The organism is Vibrio metoecus (assembly GCF_009665255.1).
GTDB classification, from domain to species: Bacteria; Pseudomonadota; Gammaproteobacteria; order Enterobacterales; family Vibrionaceae; genus Vibrio; species Vibrio metoecus_B.
Genome location: NZ_CP035686.1, coordinates 2,862,501 through 2,882,450, shown reverse-complemented (window position 1 = coordinate 2,882,450; position 19,950 = coordinate 2,862,501). Strand labels below are relative to the sequence as shown.

The window sequence follows — 19,950 nt, the reverse complement described above, 5'->3', positions numbered from 1 at the left end:
GGCAACGCAGAGATTATGAGAAAACTACTGGCCATGGGCGTAGCGGGTATCGCACTGCTACTGATTTTCGTATTAGCGGGATTTGGCATTATGCACACCCGCTATTTCACGCCTTCTGCGCAATGGATAGTGCAGCAGTTGTGGCCGGAAACGCTGCGCTTTGCCAAGATAGAATACCTGTACCCATTTAAGCTGCGCTTAAGTGATGTACAGATAGCCTCGGAGCCCGTCATTGAATTACAACAAATGGATTTGTGGGTGAACCCTTATGGATTACTTGAGAAAAAGCTCGAAATCGACAGTGTTTTGATTGATGGTGCGAACCTCGCCCACGGCTTGCCTGCTTTCACCTTGCCCGATTCCGTCCATCTCAACCAGTTGGCGCTGCACAATATTGATTGGGCTGACCAGGGTATTATCGCGCGTGGGGTGAGTTTACAGATCAAACAACCGGTTTGGGCTTCACCACAGCAGTTGTTACCCTACGGTAAAATCCAGCTTTCTGCCGAACAGATCAGCGTTCATGGTGAGGCCTTTAACCAAGTATTGGTTGATGCCAATTACCAAGCGCAAGACAGCACAGTGTATGGTTTTTCTTTCAACTGGCATCAAAGCCCAATTTCAGGACAAGCAGAGCAATATCCGGAAGGCTGGTCACTGGTCAATGTCACCATCAGCCAACTTAAGCTCAATCTTGATCAGTGGCAAAACCACCCGCTATGGCAAAAGATATCGCCAAATATTCAGCACATTAACAGTCTAGACCTACTGAACAGCCAACTGACCGTAAATGGTGTGGCGTGGGAAAACCTCAATCTTTCTATTGAAGATTACCGTCTTCAACAGAGTCTTTGGCAACAACCTCAAGGTTACCTGTCGCTCAATGCGGATTCAGCACAATGGCGTGCCACACAGTGGGTAGAGCCTAATGCCGAGTTGACTTTCACCCCCTCAGGCATCGAGATTGAAGGGCATACTCAAGTATGGCAAGGCGATGTGCAACTTAAGGGCAAGATCTCCGAAACGAGTGTCGCACTCTCCCAACTCTCCATCAGCGGCGTGAAGTGGATTGCAGAGCAGCCGCAAGATTGGCAGATCTTCACTCAAACCTTACCTGCTTGGCAGAACGTCAGCATTGATAAGTTGGATATTAATAATCTGCAACTCATCCAAACCGTTCAACAGCCTTTTTGGCAGGCCTCTGGGCTGAATGCCGATGGGCAACAACTGCAATGGGCCAAAAGCGGTCAGTGGGGCTTTTGGCAAGGCAAACTCGCGGTGACGGCCAACAGTGCCAGCTATGCCGGTATTCTGAGCACCCAAAGCGTGCTCAATATGCACAGTGAACAGGGTATATGGCAGTTAACTCGCGCCTTTTTACCGCTAGAACACGGTTATATTGAAGCTCATGCCAGTTGGGATTTATCGTCACTCAGTTCACCTTGGCAGCTCTCACTCGACACCGATTCTCTACCTATTGGGCCGCTGCAACCATGGTTCAAGCTGCCGTTTGGCCTTGAAGCACTGGCCGATATCAGCCTGACGGCGCAAGGTATGGCGGGTGATCGCAACATGCTCGCTCATTCGCTTGATGGGCAATTACAATTGAGTTTACGCCAAGGATTACTCTCACTGCGCGGTGAGCATACTTTCATCACCCAACCGTTTGAGTTAGAAGATCTCAAAATGAACGCCGATCGAGGGCGGATAACCATCACTCCCACTCCACTCAAAGGGCCAACGCTACAAGCTCAACTCAGTGGCAGCACTGACCTTATCGAACCGGAGCGTGGCCAATGGTTATTGGCGATCACACAGCGCTGGGCAGATCAATGCATGGAACTACAATGGGATTTCAAACAGGCGAGACTGGTTGGTAAAGACTGTCGCAGCGCACCATAATGCGCTGCGTGATCATCAGGATTTTTGTGCCAACAACGCTTTATAGTTCGGGATCAGCATATAAGTACCGATAAACTCGATTGCTTCCACGTCACCGCTAGAGATGATGACACGCACCACAATACGTGCTTTGCGGCCCGATTCTAAACGATCTAAATCACCACTAATCCCATCGAGAGAAGTCGATGCGAGCGGATTTTGCACCACAGGGTGGCGATAGCGAATATGGCTATCCACCAACACAATATCGCCATGCAGATCGCGCTCACGCATTAACAGCCATGCCATACCCCAACCAGTCAAGGTTGCGAGGGTAAACGCCGAGCCCGCGAACAAAGTATTATGCGGATTGAGGTTGGGATTGAGCTGCGCACAACACTGGAATTGATAACCCGTGTATTGCTGGATTTTAATGCCCATTTTATCGCTGATCGGAATTTGCTTACCCCAACGATCTTGCAGCTCAGTACACCACTCCGGCTTACGCAGCACATTCGCCATCGGGTCGAGCGTTTTCACCATCTGCTGATGTCGTACTGGGCCGCGTTCATCGGTTAATTCTCCCCGACGTTCGAAGCCATTTTTGGCATAAAACGGAATCGCATCTTCGCGGGCATTACACACTAAACGCTTGGCGCCCTCTTGGCGCGCTAAGGATTCAAGTGCCACGAGAATGAGTGAGCCCATACCCTTGGAGCGACGATTGGCTTTCACCGCCATATAACGGATCTGCCCTTCACTATCGGGGGTAATGTAGAGACGACCAATCGCCATTGGATAGCCACGGCTATCGACAATCATCCGGTGGTGGCTCATCGAATCGTATTCATCACGCTCAGAACCGATCGGCATCCGCCATGGCTCGCGCAACATTTGCCAACGAAAATGGAAGTACTTATTGAGCTGATTATCCGTGGTCGGCGTAATAAGTTTGAACATACTCAATCCCTGAACAGGTGCCTTGCCTTACGTAAGACACGCTTGGTTATTCATTTGGTAACACGAGGCAAATTAAGCCTGTAGCCAAAACGTCACTGGCCCATCATTGATCAGTGACACTTTCATATCTGCCGCAAAACGGCCGCGCTCAGTCGGTAAAACTTGCGTGCAAAGGTCTGAGAAATAATCATATAACCGCTCAGCCTCTTGTGGGACAGCACCGCGTGAAAATCCGGCACGAGTACCTTTTTTCGTGTCTGCGGGTAGCGTAAATTGCGACACCACTAACACACTGCCACCCACATCTTTCACGCTCAGATTCATCTTACCTTCGCTATCTTCAAACACTCGATAGCTGGTCACTCGCTCAACCAATCGCTTGGCTTTCGCTTCATCATCTTCACGTTCGACACCGAGTAGCACTAAAAGTCCCTTATCAATTGCGCCGACCACTTCACCATCAACCCGTACTGCGGCTTCACTTACTCGTTGGATCAGTGCTATCACTCTGTTTTTCCTCTATTTCACTCTTTGGTAATGGCGCAAAGTGTAGCATGTCTGGTGAGTCACTCCAGTGCTCACGCTCGCCAAGCGCGGCGGTGACTTCCGCTCCCACCAATACAATGAGCCAACATAAATACACCCAAACAAACAAGATAGGAATCGCGGCAAGTGCACCGTATATCAACTGATAAGAAGGAAACTGAGTGATGTAGGCGGCGAAGCCTTTTTTGCTCAGCTCAAACAACACGGCAGCAATCAACGCCCCTGTCATCGCATGCTGTAAATGCACTTTTTTATTCGGCACCAAAAGATACAACCCGACGAAGGCACAATAGGAGAGCACAAAAGGCAGCCAGCGCAAAAATAGGTTGTACGCCCCCGAAAGGGTCTCATTGTCTAAGATTTTTAAGGAAGTAATGTACGAGGTTGCCGCAATACTCGCTCCCACCAAAATGGGGCCGAGCGTCAAAATCATCCAATACATTGAAAATGAAAACACCGCGCGACGCTTCTGCTGCACTCGCCAGATGTAATTCAAGTTTTTATCGATATTGGAAATCAGCATGATGGCAGCAACAAACAAGAAAGCGCCACCAACCGCGGTCATTTTCCCAGTATTCGCCACAAACTCCACCAAGGCGGTTTTCACTACTTCTCCTGCTGCTGGCACAAAATGGGTGATAACGAAATCTTGGATCACCTCCCCTGCGCTGGCAAAAATTGAGAAAGAAGAAAGAATCGACAGCAAAACTGTCAGCATCGGCACCATTGATAATAAGGTGATGTAAGCCAGATAGCCCGCATTCACATTGACTCGGTCATGGTTCATCCGAGACAGTAGATAGCGGAAAAAATGCAGCCCTTGCCGAGCTTTCTGCTCAATAAAAGAGTGAGTCAATTTCATAGCTCATCCTTGTCATTTCGTTGCGGTTATCCTGCCACGGATAAGGTGTTCAATACAAATTCCACGCGATTCTCAACACTCGTCATTGGCACCTCAATACACTGATAGCCTAGTTCTGAGTAAGTCTGCACTAACCGATGATGGATTTGCTGCGCCTCTTCTAGCGAATACGGGCGAACATCATCTTGTTGATAGGTGATGGCGTTGGGTTCACACATCAACACGTGTGGATGATAGCCCGAGCTCGCTGACCAATATTTTTCAGGCACCGCCAACTCTGCACCCAATAAGTACGCACAAATATCGGGGATCGCACGATCCAAAAACACCATCGGCTCGTTTATAGCAGAATGCTTTTGCACCAACATCGCGTCATAGCAGAGCGCGGCAAAGGCAGGTAAATCATGCCAAGGTAAAATACCGTTCTGTTTGGAACTCTCACGCTCAATCAGCAGACGGGGAACCTCGGGATATACGCGATAACCACGCCCTGCCAAAGCATCCAACAAGGTCGTTTTTCCAGCACCTGGGCCACCAGAAATAATCACGAGTGACATGGTATTCCTTTTCTTTTAGCGGCAAAAAATAAAGCCCTTAACTGGCAACAGCTAAGGGCTTGGATAACTTATCAAGTCAGAAGACGAGAATCAGCGATTATTTGGCATCACGAGAAGCACGCTTACGATCGTTTTCGGTCAGGTAGCGTTTACGGATACGGATGCTCACTGGTGTTACTTCTACCAGTTCGTCATCATCGATGAACTCTAGAGCTTGTTCCAGAGACATAATGATTGGCGGCGTAAGAACCTGCGCATCATCAGTACCAGATGCACGAACGTTAGTCAGTTGCTTACCTTTCAGAGGGTTTACAGTCAGGTCGTTATCACGGCTGTGAATACCGATCACCATACCTTCGTAAACTTCCACACCGTGGCCAATGAACATACGGCCACGCTCTTGCAGGTTGAACAGCGCGTTCGTTAGTGCCTTACCCGTACCGTTAGAAACCAGAACACCGTTCACACGCTGACCGATTACACCGCCCTTGTGTGGACCGTAATGGTCAAAAGTATGGTACAGCAGACCTGAACCTGAAGTCAGAGTCATGAATTCAGTTTGGAAACCGATCAAGCCACGAGAAGGCATCACGAAATCTAGACGGATACGGCCTTTGCCATCTGGAGACATGTCTTTCAGCTCGCCTTTACGCATGCCGATTTTCTCCATGATGCCGCCTTGGTGCTCTTCTTGCACGTCGATGGTGACCGTTTCAAACGGTTCCATCAGTTGGCCGTCTTCGTGCTTCAGGATAACTTCAGGACGAGATACAGCCAGTTCAAAGCCTTCACGACGCATGTTTTCGATCAGGATCGATAGGTGAAGCTCACCACGACCTGAAACGCGGAATTTGTCTGGATCTTCAGTTTGTTCAACACGCAGTGCTACGTTGTGCACCAGTTCTTTTTCCAGACGCTCAAGGATGTTACGTGAAGTCACGAACTTACCTTCTTTACCCGCAAATGGAGACGTGTTTACTTGGAAGGTCATGGTTACGGTTGGTTCATCTACACTCAGTGGTGGCAGCGCTTCAAGCGTGTTCACATCACAGATAGTGTCAGAGATTTTCAGCTCGCCCAGACCGGTTACCGCAACGATGTCGCCTGCTGTTGCTTGGTCAGTTTCAGAACGTTGCAGGCCAAGGTAGCCCAGAACAGTACCGATTTTACCGTTACGTTTCTTACCATCAGCACCGATAACCGTCACTTGTTGGTTTGGTTTTACTTTACCGCGCTTGATACGGCCAACACCGATAACACCAACGTAAGAGCTGTAATCCAGCTGAGAAATTTGCATTTGCAGTGGACCATCAAGGTCAACTTGTGGCGCAGCAACGTTATCCACGATGGCTTGGAACAGAGGTTCCATGTTTTCGCCAGTTTCGCCTTCAACCAGAGTTGCCCAACCGTTCAGAGCTGAAGCATATACCACTTGGAAGTCTAGCTGTTCGTCAGTCGCACCTAGGTTGTCGAACAGGTCAAATACCTGATCCATAACCCAATCTGGGCGTGCGCCCGGACGGTCAATTTTGTTAATAACAACGATTGGCTTCAAACCGTGAGCAAAGGCTTTTTGGGTTACGAAGCGAGTTTGTGGCATAGGGCCATCAACAGCGTCAACAATCAGCAGCACAGAGTCTACCATCGACATAATACGCTCAACTTCGCCACCGAAGTCCGCGTGTCCTGGGGTGTCTACGATGTTGATGCGGTAATCATTCCAGTTGATAGCGGTGTTTTTCGCCAGGATGGTGATACCACGCTCTTTTTCAATGTCGTTCGAGTCCATGACTCGCTCTTCAACATCACCGCGAGACTCTAACGTGCCGGATTGCTGGAGCAGTTTGTCAACCAGGGTGGTTTTACCGTGGTCAACGTGCGCGATAATCGCGATGTTTCTTAATTTTTCAATTTGCGGAGTGGTCATCGGGGTTTGCTTCACTTTTCATTGAGGCTGGCTGCCAAAGCAGTCGCCGAACATGGTTCAAAAACGGCCAATAATGTACCAGATTTTAGCGGAAAACCTAGAAATATGTGATCTGTCACGCTGAAATAGCCCACTTTTTCTTCATTTTGCTGCGCATCTTTCCTTATCCCAGCAGTTTCAGGCTCAAGAGCCATTGACAACCCCTGCAATTGAGCGCGAAATAGCAAACGTTTTGGTAAAACATGGTGCAGAGCAACAACACAGCGCACCACAATAGTGCACAAAGGGATCTTTTTGGTGCAAAGAAACATAAGAAACCAGAAACATCCCGACCAAAACCATGATTTATATTGGATTTATAAACATGGCACGCTTTTCGCTTTAGTAATTTCAGCATCGGTTACCCATAGTACAACGTAGTAATCTTTGCCGACTTTATTTAAGACTCGAGCCCATACCGCTTAAAAACACCGGAGGTTATCCAAGATGTCAGTAGAAAATGTTCTATCGCTGATCCAAGAAAACGAAGTTAAGTTTGTTGACCTGCGTTTTACCGATACTAAAGGTAAAGAGCAGCACATCTCTATCCCTGCTCACCAAATCGATGCTGACTTCTTCGAAGACGGTAAAATGTTCGATGGTTCATCTGTTGCAGGTTGGAAAGGTATCAACGAATCCGACATGGTCATGATGCCTGATCCATCTTCTGCCGTGCTCGATCCATTTACTGAAGATGCTACTCTGAACATTCGTTGTGACATCTTAGAACCTGCGACGATGCAAGGTTACGATCGCGACCCACGTTCTATCGCAAAACGCGCAGAAGAATATATGCGCTCTACCGGTATCGCAGACACAGTTCTTGTCGGTCCTGAGCCTGAATTCTTCCTGTTTGACGATGTGAAATTTGCCACCAACATGTCTGGTTCATTCTTCAAGATTGACGATGTAGAAGCGGCATGGAACACAGGTACTGAATACGAAGATGGTAACAAAGGTCACCGCCCTGGCGTAAAAGGTGGTTACTTCCCAGTTGCTCCCGTTGACTCATCACAAGACATCCGTTCAGCGATGTGTCTGATTATGGAAGAAATGGGTCTGGTTGTTGAAGCACACCACCATGAAGTAGCGACTGCGGGTCAGAACGAAATTGCCACTCGCTTCAACACGCTCACCACGAAAGCAGACGAAATCCAAATCTACAAGTACGTTGTACACAACGTTGCGCACGCTTTTGGTAAAACAGCAACCTTTATGCCTAAGCCACTGGTTGGCGATAACGGCTCAGGTATGCACGTTCACCAATCTCTGGCAAAAGATGGCGTTAACCTGTTTGCGGGTGACAAGTACGGCGGCTTGTCTGAAATGGCAATCTACTACATCGGTGGTATCATCAAGCACGCTCGCGCGCTGAACGCAATCACTAACCCATCCACCAACTCATACAAGCGTCTGGTTCCTCACTACGAAGCACCAGTAATGCTGGCTTACTCTGCGCGTAACCGTTCGGCGTCTATCCGTATTCCAGTGGTACCAAGCCCGAAAGCACGTCGTATCGAAGTTCGCTTCCCAGATCCAGCAGCAAACCCATACTTGGCGTTTGCAGCCATGCTGATGGCGGGTCTTGATGGTATCAAGAACAAGATCCATCCAGGAGAAGCAATGGATAAAGATCTGTACGATCTACCAGCAGAAGAAGCAGCAGAGATTCCAAAAGTGGCAGAGTCTCTACAACAAGCTCTGCAATACTTGGATGCAGATCGTGAGTTCTTAACCGCTGGCGGCGTATTCTCTGATGATTTCATCGACTCTTACATCGAGCTGAAAACCAAAGATGTAGAGCGTGTGAACGTTGCAGTACACCCACTTGAATTCGAACTGTACTACTCAGTTTAATTCTCAGCTTGTGTAAAAGGTAACTTAGGTTACATCAATATTTAGGCTCGCCTCGCAGGCGGGCCTTTTGCATATTTAGTCCTCTCAGGGTTCGTTTTAACATGTGGCTTACAATTTTAGTCATGGGTATAAACTCATGATCTATAGAGTGAAACTTCATGTTATTGAGGTGATATATGCCATCGTCTCGTCCCTTATGGTTACTCGTCAGTTTATTATGGGTACCGCAAGTTACAGCACAAAACGTCTACACTTGGATTGATGAAAAAGGTGTCCTGAACTTTAGCGATAGCCCACAGAGTGACAAAGCAAAAGCCATCCATTTACCGGATTATGAAGCGCAAGCTCCAGCGCCCAGCTTCGATTCATCCCAACCCGTGGAGGAGACAAGCACCGCGTCTACATTCAGCGAAGCGACCTCAACCGATACTGAGTTGAGTGAGGCAGCCTCTCCCATCCCCCCACAACAGCTCCCCCCTCTCACCGTTACCATGATTTCTCCCCAACATGATGATACGGTGCGTAGCAATAGCGGTACGATCAGCATTCGATCCGAGCTCAACCGAAAACTCTCGATTGGCGAACAGCTTCAACTGTTGATGGATGGCCGACCTTATGGCGCCCCCACCAATCAACCGAATTGGGAGTTAAAAAATATCGATCGAGGGACTCACACCTTCACCATCCAAGCTATTGAAAACGGCAAGATTATTGCATCTTCATCGATTATCACGGTGCATCTGCATCGAGCAACGGTGAAATAACGAAAAGATGTGACCGTTCGCTCGATTGCGTAGGGAGTTCCACTTTGGGTTTGCACTCCCTTGCGCCATACTTAATGCTTAATGCACCAAATTTGTGCATAGGTAGTGAAGTGATTATCGAGCGAGAATGAGTGTGAGTGCAGAACTGAATCAAACCATTATTAATAATCAGGTCACATCGGTATTCATTCTCGATGAGTCTCTGATGATCCGCTATGCGAACCCTGCCGCCGAGCAGCTCTTTTCGCAAAGCATGAAACGCTTAATGCATCAAAGCTTACGGCAACTTGTTCAGCACTCATCACTGGATCTCCAACTGCTGACTCAACCATTGCAAAGTGGTCAGAGTATTACCGATAGTGACGTCACTTTAGTCGTTGATGGAAAACCCTTGTTACTCGAGGTCACCGTCAGTCCGGTGTCATGGCAAAAAGAGCTATTGTTACTGGCAGAAATGCGCACGATTGGTCAACAACGTCGCCTAACCCAAGAGTTGAATCAACACGCGCAGCAACAAGCGGCGAAACTCTTGGTTAGAGGGTTGGCCCATGAAATAAAAAACCCCCTCGGAGGTTTAAGAGGCGCAGCACAACTCTTAGAGCGTATGTTGCCGGATCCCGCACTCACGGAATATACCCAAATTATCATCGAACAAGCCGATCGCTTGCGTAGCTTAGTCGATCGCTTATTAGGTCCACAGCGTCCTGGTGAAAAGAAATGGGAGAATCTGCATCTCATTTTAGAAAAAGTGCGTCAACTCGTGGTTCTTGAAGCGGGATCCAATCTGGTTTTTGAACGGGATTATGACCCAAGCCTGCCGAATATTTTGATGGACACCGATCAGATCGAGCAAGCCTTGTTGAATATTGTCAGCAATGCGGCACAGATTTTAGCGGATCAACCGCATGGCGTGATTACCTTACGCACCAGAACCGTGCACCAAGCGAATATCCATGGTCAGCGTTATAAGCTCGTAGCCAGTATAGAGATTATCGACAATGGTCCCGGCATCCCTCCTGAGCTCCAAGACACCTTATTTTATCCCATGGTGAGCGGTCGCGAGGGCGGAACGGGATTGGGTTTATCCATTTCACAAAATCTGATCGATCAACATCAGGGAAAAATAGAGGTGCAAAGCTGGCCAGGACGCACCATGTTTACCATTTATTTGCCAATTTTGAATTGCTGTTAAGGATTGTCTATGAGTAGAGGATACGTTTGGGTCGTCGATGATGATAGCTCCATCCGTTGGGTGATGGAGAAGACGCTCTCTTCCGCCAATATAAAATGCGAAACGTTCGCCGATGCGGAAAGTGTGTTACTTGCACTAGAGCGAGAAACTCCCGATGTCTTAGTGTCCGATATCCGTATGCCCGGAATGGATGGTATTGCTCTGTTAAATCAAGTACATCAGCAGATCCCAGAACTTCCCGTCATTATCATGACGGCGCATTCCGATTTGGATGCTGCCGTGAACGCATACCAACAAGGGGCTTTTGAATATCTCCCCAAACCTTTTGATGTCGATGAAACGCTTACGTTAGTCGAACGAGCGATTGCCCACGGACAAGAGCAGCGCAAGGTGTCACATCGCCCAAGCGAAAACTATTCCGCCCCCGAAATCATTGGCGAAGCTCCCGCAATGCAAGAAGTGTTTCGCGCAATTGGGCGTTTATCTCGCTCTTCCATTTCGGTACTGATCAATGGTGAATCGGGCACAGGGAAAGAATTGGTCGCTCATGCACTGCATCGGCATAGCCCTCGCGCGCAAAAACCGTTTATTGCACTGAATATGGCCGCAATTCCGAAAGATCTGATCGAATCAGAGCTGTTTGGCCATGAAAAAGGGGCGTTTACCGGAGCCAACACAGTACGCCAAGGACGCTTCGAACAAGCCAATGGCGGTACTTTATTTCTCGACGAAATTGGCGATATGCCACTGGATATTCAAACCCGACTATTACGAGTCTTGGCCGATGGCCAGTTTTATCGCGTTGGCGGTCATGTCGCAATTAAAGTCGATGTGCGAATTGTCGCGGCGACACATCAAAACCTTGAGAAATTGGTCCATCAAGGCAAGTTCCGTGAAGACTTATTCCATCGTCTGAATGTTATCCGCATCCACATCCCATCACTGCGTGAACGTCGACAAGATATCGAAAAATTGACGAAGCACTTTTTAGCCTTAGCAGCGAAAGAGCTGGGTGTTGAGATGAAAACACTCAACCCACGAACCGTTGATATCCTGACTAAACTTGATTGGCCCGGCAACGTTCGCCAACTTGAAAACATGTGCCGTTGGCTAACGGTGATGGCAAGCGGTAGTGAGGTGCTGCCAAGTGATCTTCCTCCAGAATTATTATCAGAAAGAAAAGCCAGTCATTTTGATAATGATATAAGTTGGCAGAAACAATTAGAAACATGGGCAAAGTCTGCGTTGGCTTCTGGTGAAACCGAATTACTCGCCTACGCACTCCCAGAATTTGAACGTATACTTTTAGAAGCGGCACTTAACCATACCAATGGGCATAAACAAGAAGCCGCCAAAGTATTGGGCTGGGGACGGAATACGCTAACACGTAAACTCAAAGAGTTATATTAAGTGTCAGCTGAACGGCCTACCCAACTTTACTGCACAGGAAGTGAGATTAGAGAAGGGTATGCCGTTAAAACGCCAAATTCGCTTAAAAACTGCCATCATACTGCCGTTTGTACTGATTTTTTTGTTCACAATTTTGGCTATGGCGGCTGTTCAAACTTACCGTTATGAACAGACCGTAAAAGAGCTCAGCACTAAGCAGTTATCCTATTTGACCGACAGTATCTCACAACGCTTGTCGGACTTTTTAGATCGCCCCTTTTTTGCTAACCAAATGATCGCGTATAACGTTGGCTTTCATCACCTTTACCAAAGGGATGATGCCAGCAAAATCGAAGATTTTATCCGTGCAGCCTCCCAACCGATTGGCAAAAATATTCAACAAATCGATGTCCTTGGCTTTGGTGGCATCAACGGCGAGTACGTGGGGTTACGAAAAGATGCACCTGATCAGTACAGCTTGATGCTTAAGGATGAGCGCACTGAGAATAAATTGGTGATTTATCAAAGCCCAACCATCGATGAAAAATACCATACGATCATCGATAACTACGATCCTCGGGTCCGTCCTTGGTATGCCCCTATTGCTGAAAAACCGTCAGCACAATGGTCTGCGGTGTATACCAATGTGGATGAAAAACAAGAAATCACGCTTTCCGCCCTCAGTCCTGTTTTTCAAGATGCCACTTTTGTAGGCGTGATGGTTTCGGATGTCAAACTCAACACTTTTAATCAATTTCTTGCCCAACTTAAACAAAGAATTAATGCCGATGTGTATGTCATCGACAGCCAACATCGCTTAATTGCCCACTCTAACGACAGCAGTGTTGTGTCATGGGGGACTGAACTCAGCCCAAAAGGAGAAAGACTGCTTGCCGTTGAAAACCCCAATCCAATCATTAAAAGCAGCGCAGAACAGCTCAACGAACAAAACCTCAATAGTGACATGTTTACTACACACGTCGCTAACCAGCGCTACTTTAATAAGATTTCAGCCTTTACCGATCAGTATGGTTTAGCTTGGTACATCAGTGTTTCCATTGCCGAAGCCGATCTTTTGGGTAGCTTGCCTGAAAACCAAAAAACCAGTTGGATGATTGGCCTTGCCGTCAGTCTTATTGGACTACTGATAGGCTTAATGACGCTAAATCGCGTAGCAAATCCTATCATTTCGACAGCATCTGCTGCTCGGCAGCTCGCAAATGGCAACTGGTCAGCCAGCATGCCCAAGCCCGGACAAATCTACGAAACCAGTCTATTAGTTCAAGCCTTCGTGGAGATGACCAATAACTTAAAAACATCGTTTAAAGCTCTGCGAACTCAATTGGTGCATGACTCATTAACCCAATTGCTAAGCAGAGAAGGCTTAGTTGAAAATTGTAATCAACTCCCTCAACTCAATGGGGGCTTGCTCCTGATCGGGATAGATAAATTCCGCGACATTAACGACAGCTTAGGACATCATCAGGCAGATCAATTGCTTATAGCAATAGCACAACGGCTCAATTTAACCTTTCCATCCCCTGCGCGGATTGCACGGATTGGTGGAGATGAGTTTGCGATTTATCTTCCAGAGACTAACCAACAAGACGATTTAAAACTGATTGCAACCAACATTCTCAAGCTGTTTGCGTCCCCTTTCAGTATGCCTAGTGACAATATTGCCGTGAATGTTTCGATTGGCATTGTCTCATTAGAAGAAACGAATATGACCGCATGGCTACGCAACGGCAGCATTGCACTTAGTAATGCGAAAGTTGATCGAACTCGGATCAGTTTATATTCCCCAGAAATGGCGAATGCATCCCGTAAAAGGATGCAAATGGTCACTCAAATAAAATTGGCACTCGACAATCACGAGTTCGTTCCTTTCTATCAACCGATTGTCGATTTACATAGTGGTGAGGTTTTAGGTGCTGAAGCACTGGCCCGCTGGATCTCTCCAGAGCTCGGCTTAATTCCTCCTATGGAGTTTATTCCTATCGCCGAGGAAAGTGGCTTAATCAACGCAATTGGTGAGCAAATTCTCCGCCAAGCCTGCATCGATACCGTGCGTGGCATACAAGAAAACAAATGGCCGGCTAGTTTCCACATGCATGTCAACCTCTCCGTCAATCAGCTCTCACATCCTGATTTCATGTCTCAGCTATACCGCATTCTCGAAAAATCCCAACTTCCACCGTCAAATCTCACGTTGGAAATTACAGAATCGCGTATCGTTGATAATGATCCAGTGATTTTGCACAACATGTTGGAGTTAAAAAAAGCCGGCATCCACATTGCCATTGATGATTTTGGCACAGGTTATAGCTCCCTAGCCTATCTACATAAACTGCCTTTTGACTGCCTAAAAATAGACCGCGAATTCATTGCACAACTCAATACTCAGAATATTGAGAACAGTGTTGTTGCCGCCATCGTTAACATGACCCGAGGATTTAAAGTCGAGCTCGTAGCCGAAGGAGTAGAGACTCAAGAGCAGGTGGATTTACTGACTCAATTAAATTGCCCACATGGTCAGGGCTTTCTATTCAGTAAACCTATCGCCTATCAGGATTGGCCAACAAATCTGGTTAACATGAAGTAAAGTTAAACAAAATATGTCCTTTTCTTGCCTTTCGTTAGCTGACAGCTCATGGATTGGTTTTTATACTTAACGGCAAATACTGATAAGGACAACAATAATGATAACTTCATCGCTCCCTTTAACCGATTTGCATCGTCATCTTGATGGGAATATCCGCACGCAAACCATTTTAGAATTAGGGCAAAAATTTGGGGTTCAATTACCCGCCAACACCATTGAAACCCTCACTCCTTATGTGCAAATTGTCGAAGCTGAACCTTCACTCGTTGCGTTTCTTTCTAAATTGGATTGGGGGGTTGCCGTCTTAGGTGATCTTGAAGCGTGTCGTCGTGTCGCGTATGAAAACGTAGAAGATGCACTGAACGCCCGTATTGACTATGCCGAGCTACGTTTCTCCCCTTATTACATGGCGATGAAACACAGCTTACCTGTTGCAGGAGTGGTAGAAGCCGTTGTCGATGGAGTCCGCGCTGGTGTACGTGATTTTGGTATTCAAGCGAACCTTATTGGCATTATGAGCCGCACCTTTGGTACCGATGCTTGCCAACAAGAACTCGACGCCATCCTAAGCCAAAAAAATCATATTGTGGCGGTCGATCTGGCCGGAGATGAGCTGGGACAACCCGGTGACCGCTTTATCCAACATTTCAAACAAGTCAGAGATGCAGGATTACAGGTTACCGTCCATGCAGGTGAAGCTGCAGGTCCTGAGAGCATGTGGCAAGCCATTAAAGAGCTTGGCGCAACAAGGATTGGCCATGGCGTCAAAGCAATCCATGACCCAAAATTGATGGATTACCTCGCTCAGCATCGTATCGGTATTGAGTCTTGTCTAACGTCCAACCTACAAACCAGCACTGTCGAAAGTCTAGTGACTCACCCACTCAAACGCTTTTTAGAGCATGAGATCTTAGCTTGTATTAACACCGATGATCCTGCCGTTGAAGGGATCGAATTGCCCTATGAGTACGAAGTGGCGGCACCTCAAGCAGGACTCAGTCAACAACAGATCCGCCAAGCACAGATCAATGGCTTGGAATTAGCCTTTCTCTCTGATTCAGATAAAAAAGCTCTCTTAGCCAAAGCAGCTCTGCGTGGCTAAACCTTTTATTACTTACACTTTTACAAGCCGATGCTCAGCCGTCGGCTTTTTCTTATCGCCCAACCGCGAATAGCAACAGAGCCCCATTCGCTTGAGGTTTGAGTCACGATACCGCGTAGAGGTGAAGATAACCAAGGCGTGGCTCCCCCAAAAATCATGCTATCAAGAAGTGGGAAGCTTAGAAGTTGGAGTTTAAGAGAGAGGCGGGGATTGGTATTGGGATTGCCCAAAAAGCAAAAAACCCAGTCGTAAGACTGGGTTTCTCAAATAAGTGGCGGAGCGGACGGGACTCGAACCCGCGACCCCCGGCGTGACAGGCCGGTATTCTAACCAACTGAACTACCGCTCCGCATTGGTTAGCGCTTGGTGCTAAATTAAAAGCCTGGCGATGTTCTACTCTCACATGGGGAAACCCCACACTACCATCGACGCTGTTTCGTTTCACTTCTGAGTTCGGGATGGAATCAGGTGGGTCCAAAACGCTATGGTCGCCAAGCAAAATTTTAAAATCTGGAAAGCTGTTTTCGTTCTCACACACATTCTTATGCGCTTAGCTTATTGAGTCCACTACAAAACCCCTTGGGTGTTGTATGGTTAAGCCTCACGGGCAATTAGTACAGGTTAGCTCAACGCCTCACAACGCTTACACACCCTGCCTATCAACGTTCTAGTCTCGAACAACCCTTTAGGACAGTTAAACTGTCAGGGAAGACTCATCTCAGGGCTCGCTTCCCGCTTAGATGCTTTCAGCGGTTATCGATTCCGAACTTAGCTACCGGGCAATGCGTCTGGCGACACAACCCGAACACCAGAGGTTCGTCCACTCCGGTCCTCTCGTACTAGGAGCAGCCCCCTTCAATCTTCCAACGCCCACGGCAGATAGGGACCGAACTGTCTCACGACGTTCTAAACCCAGCTCGCGTACCACTTTAAATGGCGAACAGCCATACCCTTGGGACCGACTTCAGCCCCAGGATGTGATGAGCCGACATCGAGGTGCCAAACACCGCCGTCGATATGAACTCTTGGGCGGTATCAGCCTGTTATCCCCGGAGTACCTTTTATCCGTTGAGCGATGGCCCTTCCATACAGAACCACCGGATCACTATGACCTGCTTTCGCACCTGCTCGAACCGTCATTCTCGCAGTTAAGCGGGCTTATGCCATTGCACTAACCTCACGATGTCCAACCGTGATTAGCCCACCTTCGTGCTCCTCCGTTACTCTTTGGGAGGAGACCGCCCCAGTCAAACTACCCACCAGGCACTGTCCTCAACCCAGATAATGGGTCTAAGTTAGAACATCAAACATACAAGGGTGGTATTTCAAGGACGGCTCCAACGCAACTGGCGTCACGTCTTCATAGCCTCCCACCTATCCTACACATGTAGGTTCAATGTTCAGTGCCAAGCTGTAGTAAAGGTTCACGGGGTCTTTCCGTCTAGCCGCGGGTACACTGCATCTTCACAGCGATTTCAATTTCACTGAGTCTCGGGTGGAGACAGCGTGGCCATCATTACGCCATTCGTGCAGGTCGGAACTTACCCGACAAGGAATTTCGCTACCTTAGGACCGTTATAGTTACGGCCGCCGTTTACCGGGGCTTCGATCAAGAGCTTCGCTTGCGCTAACCCCATCAATTAACCTTCCGGCACCGGGCAGGCGTCACACCGTATACGTCATCTTGCGATTTTGCACAGTGCTGTGTTTTTAATAAACAGTTGCAGCCACCTGGTATCTGCGACTCTCGTCAGCTCCATCCGCGAGGGACTTCACCATCAAGAGCGTACCTTCTCCCGAAGTTACGGTACCATTTTGCCTAGTTCCTTCACCCGAGTTCTCTCAAGCGCCTTGGTATTCTCTACCCGACCACCTGTGTCGGTTTGGGGTACGATTCCTTACAATCTGAAGCTTAGAGGCTTTTCCTGGAAGCATGGCATCAATGACTTCACACCCGTAGGTGCTCGACGTCGTGTCTCAGCCTTAGAAAGAGCCGGATTTACCTAACTCTTAAGCCTACGCACTTGAACCAGGACAACCGTCGCCTGGCCCACCTAGCCTTCTCCGTCCCCCCATCGCAATTGTAAGAAGTACGGGAATATTAACCCGTTTCCCATCGACTACGCCTTTCGGCCTCGCCTTAGGGGTCGACTCACCCTGCCCCGATTAACGTTGGACAGGAACCCTTGGTCTTCCGGCGGGGAGGTTTTTCACCCCCCTTGTCGTTACTCATGTCAGCATTCGCACTTCTGATACCTCCAGCAAACCTTACGATTCACCTTCAACGGCTTACAGAACGCTCCCCTACCCAATGTCCAAAGGACATTGCCGCAGCTTCGGTGTATTGCTTAGCCCCGTTACATCTTCCGCGCAGGCCGACTCGACTAGTGAGCTATTACGCTTTCTTTAAATGATGGCTGCTTCTAAGCCAACATCCTAGCTGTCTGAGCCTTCCCACATCGTTTCCCACTTAGCAATACTTTGGGACCTTAGCTGGCGGTCTGGGTTGTTTCCCTCTCCACGACGGACGTTAGCACCCGCCGTGTGTCTCCCGGATAGTACTTACTGGTATTCGGAGTTTGCAAAGGGTTGGTAAGTCGGGATGACCCCCTAGCCTTAACAGTGCTCTACCCCCAGTAGTATTCGTCCGAGGCGCTACCTAAATAGCTTTCGGGGAGAACCAGCTATCTCCGAGTTTGATTGGCCTTTCACCCCTAGCCACAAGTCATCCGCTAATTTTTCAACATTAGTCGGTTCGGTCCTCCAGTTGATGTTACTCAACCTTCAACCTGCCCATGGCTAGATCACCCGGTTTCGGGTCTATATCCAGAGACTGAGCGCCCAGTTAAGACTCGCTTTCGCTACGGCTCCCCTATACGGTTAACCTTGCCACTGAATATAAGTCGCTGACCCATTATACAAAAGGTACGCAGTCACACCACGAAGGTGCTCCTACTGCTTGTACGTACACGGTTTCAGGTTCTATTTCACTCCCCTCACAGGGGTTCTTTTCGCCTTTCCCTCACGGTACTGGTTCACTATCGGTCAGTCAGGAGTATTTAGCCTTGGAGGATGGTCCCCCCATATTCAGACAGGATATCACGTGTCCCGCCCTACTCGATTTCACGCTCGATGAAGCGTCGGTTACGGGGCTATCACCCTGTATCGCCAAGCTTTCCAGCTTGTTCACCTACTTCACCGAGTGCTTAAGGGCTAATCCAGGTTCGCTCGCCGCTACTACCGGAATCTCGGTTGATTTCTTCTCCTCGGGGTACTTAGATGTTTCAGTTCCCCCGGTTTGCTCTGTTAACCTATGTATTCAGTTAACAGTAACTGCTTATGCAGTTGGGTTTCCCCATTCGGAAATCGCAGACTCAAACGGCTCTTACTGCCTTATCTGCGCTTATCGCAAGTTAGTACGTCCTTCATCGCCTCTGACTGCCCAGGCATCCACCGTGTACGCTTAGTCACTTAACCATACAACCCGAAGGAGTTTCGGGTTGTTGTTTAAACAACCTAAGTTGTCTCGCGTTTAATTTACATGAGTGCGAGACAGATTTTGCCGGACTCAAATTTGAACAAGACCGAAGTCTTATTCGATACCAAGCACACTTGAATGTGTTGTTGGTGTTTATCTTTCGATAAACATTGAGAACTTTACAAACAACAATAAATTGTTGTTTTGTCAGCTTTCCAAATTGTTAAAGAGCAAAGTATTTCTTATCACTAAGAACCACTTTTTAAGGACTTTCGGCGGCAAAAATCCGAACCACGCAGCTTTTGGTGGTTTGGAAGTTCATTCCAAAAATACTTAAAGAGTGGTGGGCGATACCGGGTTCGAACCAGTGACCCCCTGCTTGTAAGGCAGGTGCTCTCCCAACTGAGCTAATCGCCCACATGTTTTACTTCCTGTGGAGGAAGATAATGGTGGGTCGTGCAGGATTCGAACCTGCGACCAATTGATTAAAAGTCAACTGCTCTACCGACTGAGCTAACGACCCCCTAACTTCGCAACGGAAGTGGTATCCCGTAGGGGAGTCGAACCCCTGTTACCGCCGTGAAAGGGCGGTGTCCTAGGCCTCTAGACGAACGGGACACTAAGATACTCTTCTCTAATCTAAACCGAATCAATCTGTGTGGACACTCATCACGATAATCATCGTGTAAGGAGGTGATCCAGCGCCAGGTTCCCCTAGCGCTACCTTGTTACGACTTCACCCCAGTCATGAACCACAAAGTGGCAAGCGTCCTCCCGAAGGTTAAACTACC

The 19,950-nt window shown here is 48.1% G+C and carries 12 protein-coding genes, 4 tRNA genes, 3 rRNA genes and 2 pseudogenes (1 of these 21 cut by a window edge); 8 read left to right on the top strand and 13 right to left on the bottom strand.

The genetic code is table 11. The features are described 5' to 3' along the window. Positions 1-15: 15 nt before the first annotated feature. Positions 16-1,902 (top strand): AsmA family protein, encoded by a 1,887-nt coding sequence (locus EPB59_RS13185; protein ID WP_154173132.1) that lies wholly within the window; start codon positions 16-18, stop codon positions 1,900-1,902. Positions 1,903-1,917: 15 nt separating this feature from the next. On the opposite strand, the gene EPB59_RS13180 is transcribed toward EPB59_RS13185, so the two are convergent. From EPB59_RS13180 to EPB59_RS18535, 6 genes are all read right to left on the bottom strand, one after another. Continuing rightward, positions 1,918-2,841: a bifunctional GNAT family N-acetyltransferase/hotdog fold thioesterase gene (locus EPB59_RS13180; protein ID WP_055027456.1), complete on the bottom strand. Its 924-nt coding sequence runs from the start codon at positions 2,839-2,841 to the stop codon at positions 1,918-1,920. Positions 2,842-2,913: 72 nt separating this feature from the next. After that, positions 2,914-3,348, bottom strand: coding sequence for a D-aminoacyl-tRNA deacylase (gene dtd, locus EPB59_RS13175; RefSeq protein WP_154173129.1), 435 nt, complete (start codon positions 3,346-3,348; stop codon positions 2,914-2,916). Continuing rightward, the gene (locus EPB59_RS13170; protein WP_055051350.1) at positions 3,320-4,249 is read right to left on the bottom strand and encodes a virulence factor BrkB family protein; all 930 of its coding nucleotides are present in this window, start codon (positions 4,247-4,249) and stop codon (positions 3,320-3,322) included. The genes dtd and EPB59_RS13170 overlap by 29 nt, the downstream gene beginning before the upstream one ends. A gap of 26 nt (positions 4,250-4,275) precedes the next feature. Next, positions 4,276-4,806 carry an AAA family ATPase gene (locus EPB59_RS13165; protein ID WP_154173127.1) on the bottom strand — a complete coding sequence of 177 codons (531 nt, stop codon included), beginning with the start codon at positions 4,804-4,806 and terminating at the stop codon, positions 4,276-4,278. A 97-nt stretch (positions 4,807-4,903) separates the two neighbouring features. After that, a complete protein-coding gene (gene typA, locus EPB59_RS13160; RefSeq protein WP_055051368.1) occupies positions 4,904-6,733 on the bottom strand; it encodes a translational GTPase TypA in 1,830 nt (609 codons plus the stop codon). A gap of 11 nt (positions 6,734-6,744) precedes the next feature. Further along, complete coding sequence (locus EPB59_RS18535) at positions 6,745-7,044, bottom strand: hypothetical protein (RefSeq protein ID WP_241666219.1); 300 nt, start codon at positions 7,042-7,044, stop codon at positions 6,745-6,747. Between the two features lie 175 nt (positions 7,045-7,219). Between EPB59_RS18535 and glnA the strand changes: the two genes are divergently transcribed. The 7 genes and pseudogenes from glnA (at position 7,220) to add (ending at position 15,681) form a co-directional block, all read left to right on the top strand. After that, the gene (gene glnA / locus EPB59_RS13150) at positions 7,220-8,629 is read left to right on the top strand and encodes a glutamate--ammonia ligase (protein WP_055051352.1); all 1,410 of its coding nucleotides are present in this window, start codon (positions 7,220-7,222) and stop codon (positions 8,627-8,629) included. 176 nt (positions 8,630-8,805) lie between these two features. Beyond that, positions 8,806-9,019, top strand: a pseudogene (locus EPB59_RS19040) (DUF4124 domain-containing protein); the annotation flags it as partial. Between the two features lie 95 nt (positions 9,020-9,114). Then, positions 9,115-9,393, top strand: a pseudogene (locus EPB59_RS19035) (DUF4124 domain-containing protein); the annotation flags it as partial. Positions 9,394-9,526: 133 nt separating this feature from the next. After that, positions 9,527-10,585 (top strand): nitrogen regulation protein NR(II), encoded by a 1,059-nt coding sequence (gene glnL / locus EPB59_RS13140; RefSeq protein ID WP_055033485.1) that lies wholly within the window; start codon positions 9,527-9,529, stop codon positions 10,583-10,585. A gap of 9 nt (positions 10,586-10,594) precedes the next feature. Continuing rightward, positions 10,595-11,995 carry a nitrogen regulation protein NR(I) gene (gene glnG / locus EPB59_RS13135; protein ID WP_055051354.1) on the top strand — a complete coding sequence of 467 codons (1,401 nt, stop codon included), beginning with the start codon at positions 10,595-10,597 and terminating at the stop codon, positions 11,993-11,995. Positions 11,996-12,053: 58 nt separating this feature from the next. Next, positions 12,054-14,579, top strand: a complete 2,526-nt coding sequence (locus EPB59_RS13130; protein ID WP_195707012.1) for a bifunctional diguanylate cyclase/phosphodiesterase — start codon at positions 12,054-12,056, stop codon at positions 14,577-14,579. 97 nt (positions 14,580-14,676) lie between these two features. Continuing rightward, positions 14,677-15,681, top strand: coding sequence for an adenosine deaminase (gene add / locus EPB59_RS13125; RefSeq protein WP_055051356.1), 1,005 nt, complete (start codon positions 14,677-14,679; stop codon positions 15,679-15,681). Between the two features lie 272 nt (positions 15,682-15,953). Here add and EPB59_RS13120 read toward each other — a convergent pair. The 7 genes from EPB59_RS13120 to EPB59_RS13090 form a co-directional block, all read right to left on the bottom strand. Continuing rightward, positions 15,954-16,030: transfer RNA gene (locus EPB59_RS13120), tRNA-Asp, on the bottom strand. A 31-nt stretch (positions 16,031-16,061) separates the two neighbouring features. After that, a 5S ribosomal RNA gene (rrf, locus tag EPB59_RS13115) occupies positions 16,062-16,177 on the bottom strand. A 94-nt stretch (positions 16,178-16,271) separates the two neighbouring features. Further along, positions 16,272-19,158 (bottom strand): 23S ribosomal RNA (locus tag EPB59_RS13110). Positions 19,159-19,500: 342 nt separating this feature from the next. Then, positions 19,501-19,576, bottom strand: a tRNA-Val gene (locus EPB59_RS13105). Positions 19,577-19,606: 30 nt separating this feature from the next. Continuing rightward, positions 19,607-19,682, bottom strand: a tRNA-Lys gene (locus tag EPB59_RS13100). A gap of 19 nt (positions 19,683-19,701) precedes the next feature. Continuing rightward, a tRNA-Glu gene (locus EPB59_RS13095) sits at positions 19,702-19,777 on the bottom strand. Positions 19,778-19,845: 68 nt separating this feature from the next. Further along, positions 19,846-19,950: ribosomal RNA gene (locus EPB59_RS13090) — 16S ribosomal RNA — on the bottom strand (it continues 1,438 nt past the right edge of the window). The 16S, 23S and 5S rRNA genes sit together here with 4 tRNA genes alongside, the layout of an rRNA operon.

What these genes read in the sequence shown, in the direction of transcription:
- EPB59_RS13185 (WP_154173132.1), top strand. Translation starts at nt 16, where the DNA reads ATGAGAAAACTACTGGCCATGGGCGTAGCGGGTATCGCACTGCTACTG.
- EPB59_RS13180 (WP_055027456.1), bottom strand. Translation starts at nt 2,841, where the DNA reads ATGTTCAAACTTATTACGCCGACCACGGATAATCAGCTCAATAAGTAC.
- EPB59_RS13170 (WP_055051350.1), bottom strand. Translation starts at nt 4,249, where the DNA reads ATGAAATTGACTCACTCTTTTATTGAGCAGAAAGCTCGGCAAGGGCTG.
- EPB59_RS13165 (WP_154173127.1), bottom strand. Translation starts at nt 4,806, where the DNA reads ATGTCACTCGTGATTATTTCTGGTGGCCCAGGTGCTGGAAAAACGACC.
- typA (WP_055051368.1), bottom strand. Translation starts at nt 6,733, where the DNA reads ATGACCACTCCGCAAATTGAAAAATTAAGAAACATCGCGATTATCGCG.
- EPB59_RS18535 (WP_241666219.1), bottom strand. Translation starts at nt 7,044, where the DNA reads ATGTTTCTTTGCACCAAAAAGATCCCTTTGTGCACTATTGTGGTGCGC.
- glnA (WP_055051352.1), top strand. Translation starts at nt 7,220, where the DNA reads ATGTCAGTAGAAAATGTTCTATCGCTGATCCAAGAAAACGAAGTTAAG.
- glnG (WP_055051354.1), top strand. Translation starts at nt 10,595, where the DNA reads ATGAGTAGAGGATACGTTTGGGTCGTCGATGATGATAGCTCCATCCGT.
- EPB59_RS13130 (WP_195707012.1), top strand. Translation starts at nt 12,054, where the DNA reads ATGCCGTTAAAACGCCAAATTCGCTTAAAAACTGCCATCATACTGCCG.
- add (WP_055051356.1), top strand. Translation starts at nt 14,677, where the DNA reads ATGATAACTTCATCGCTCCCTTTAACCGATTTGCATCGTCATCTTGAT.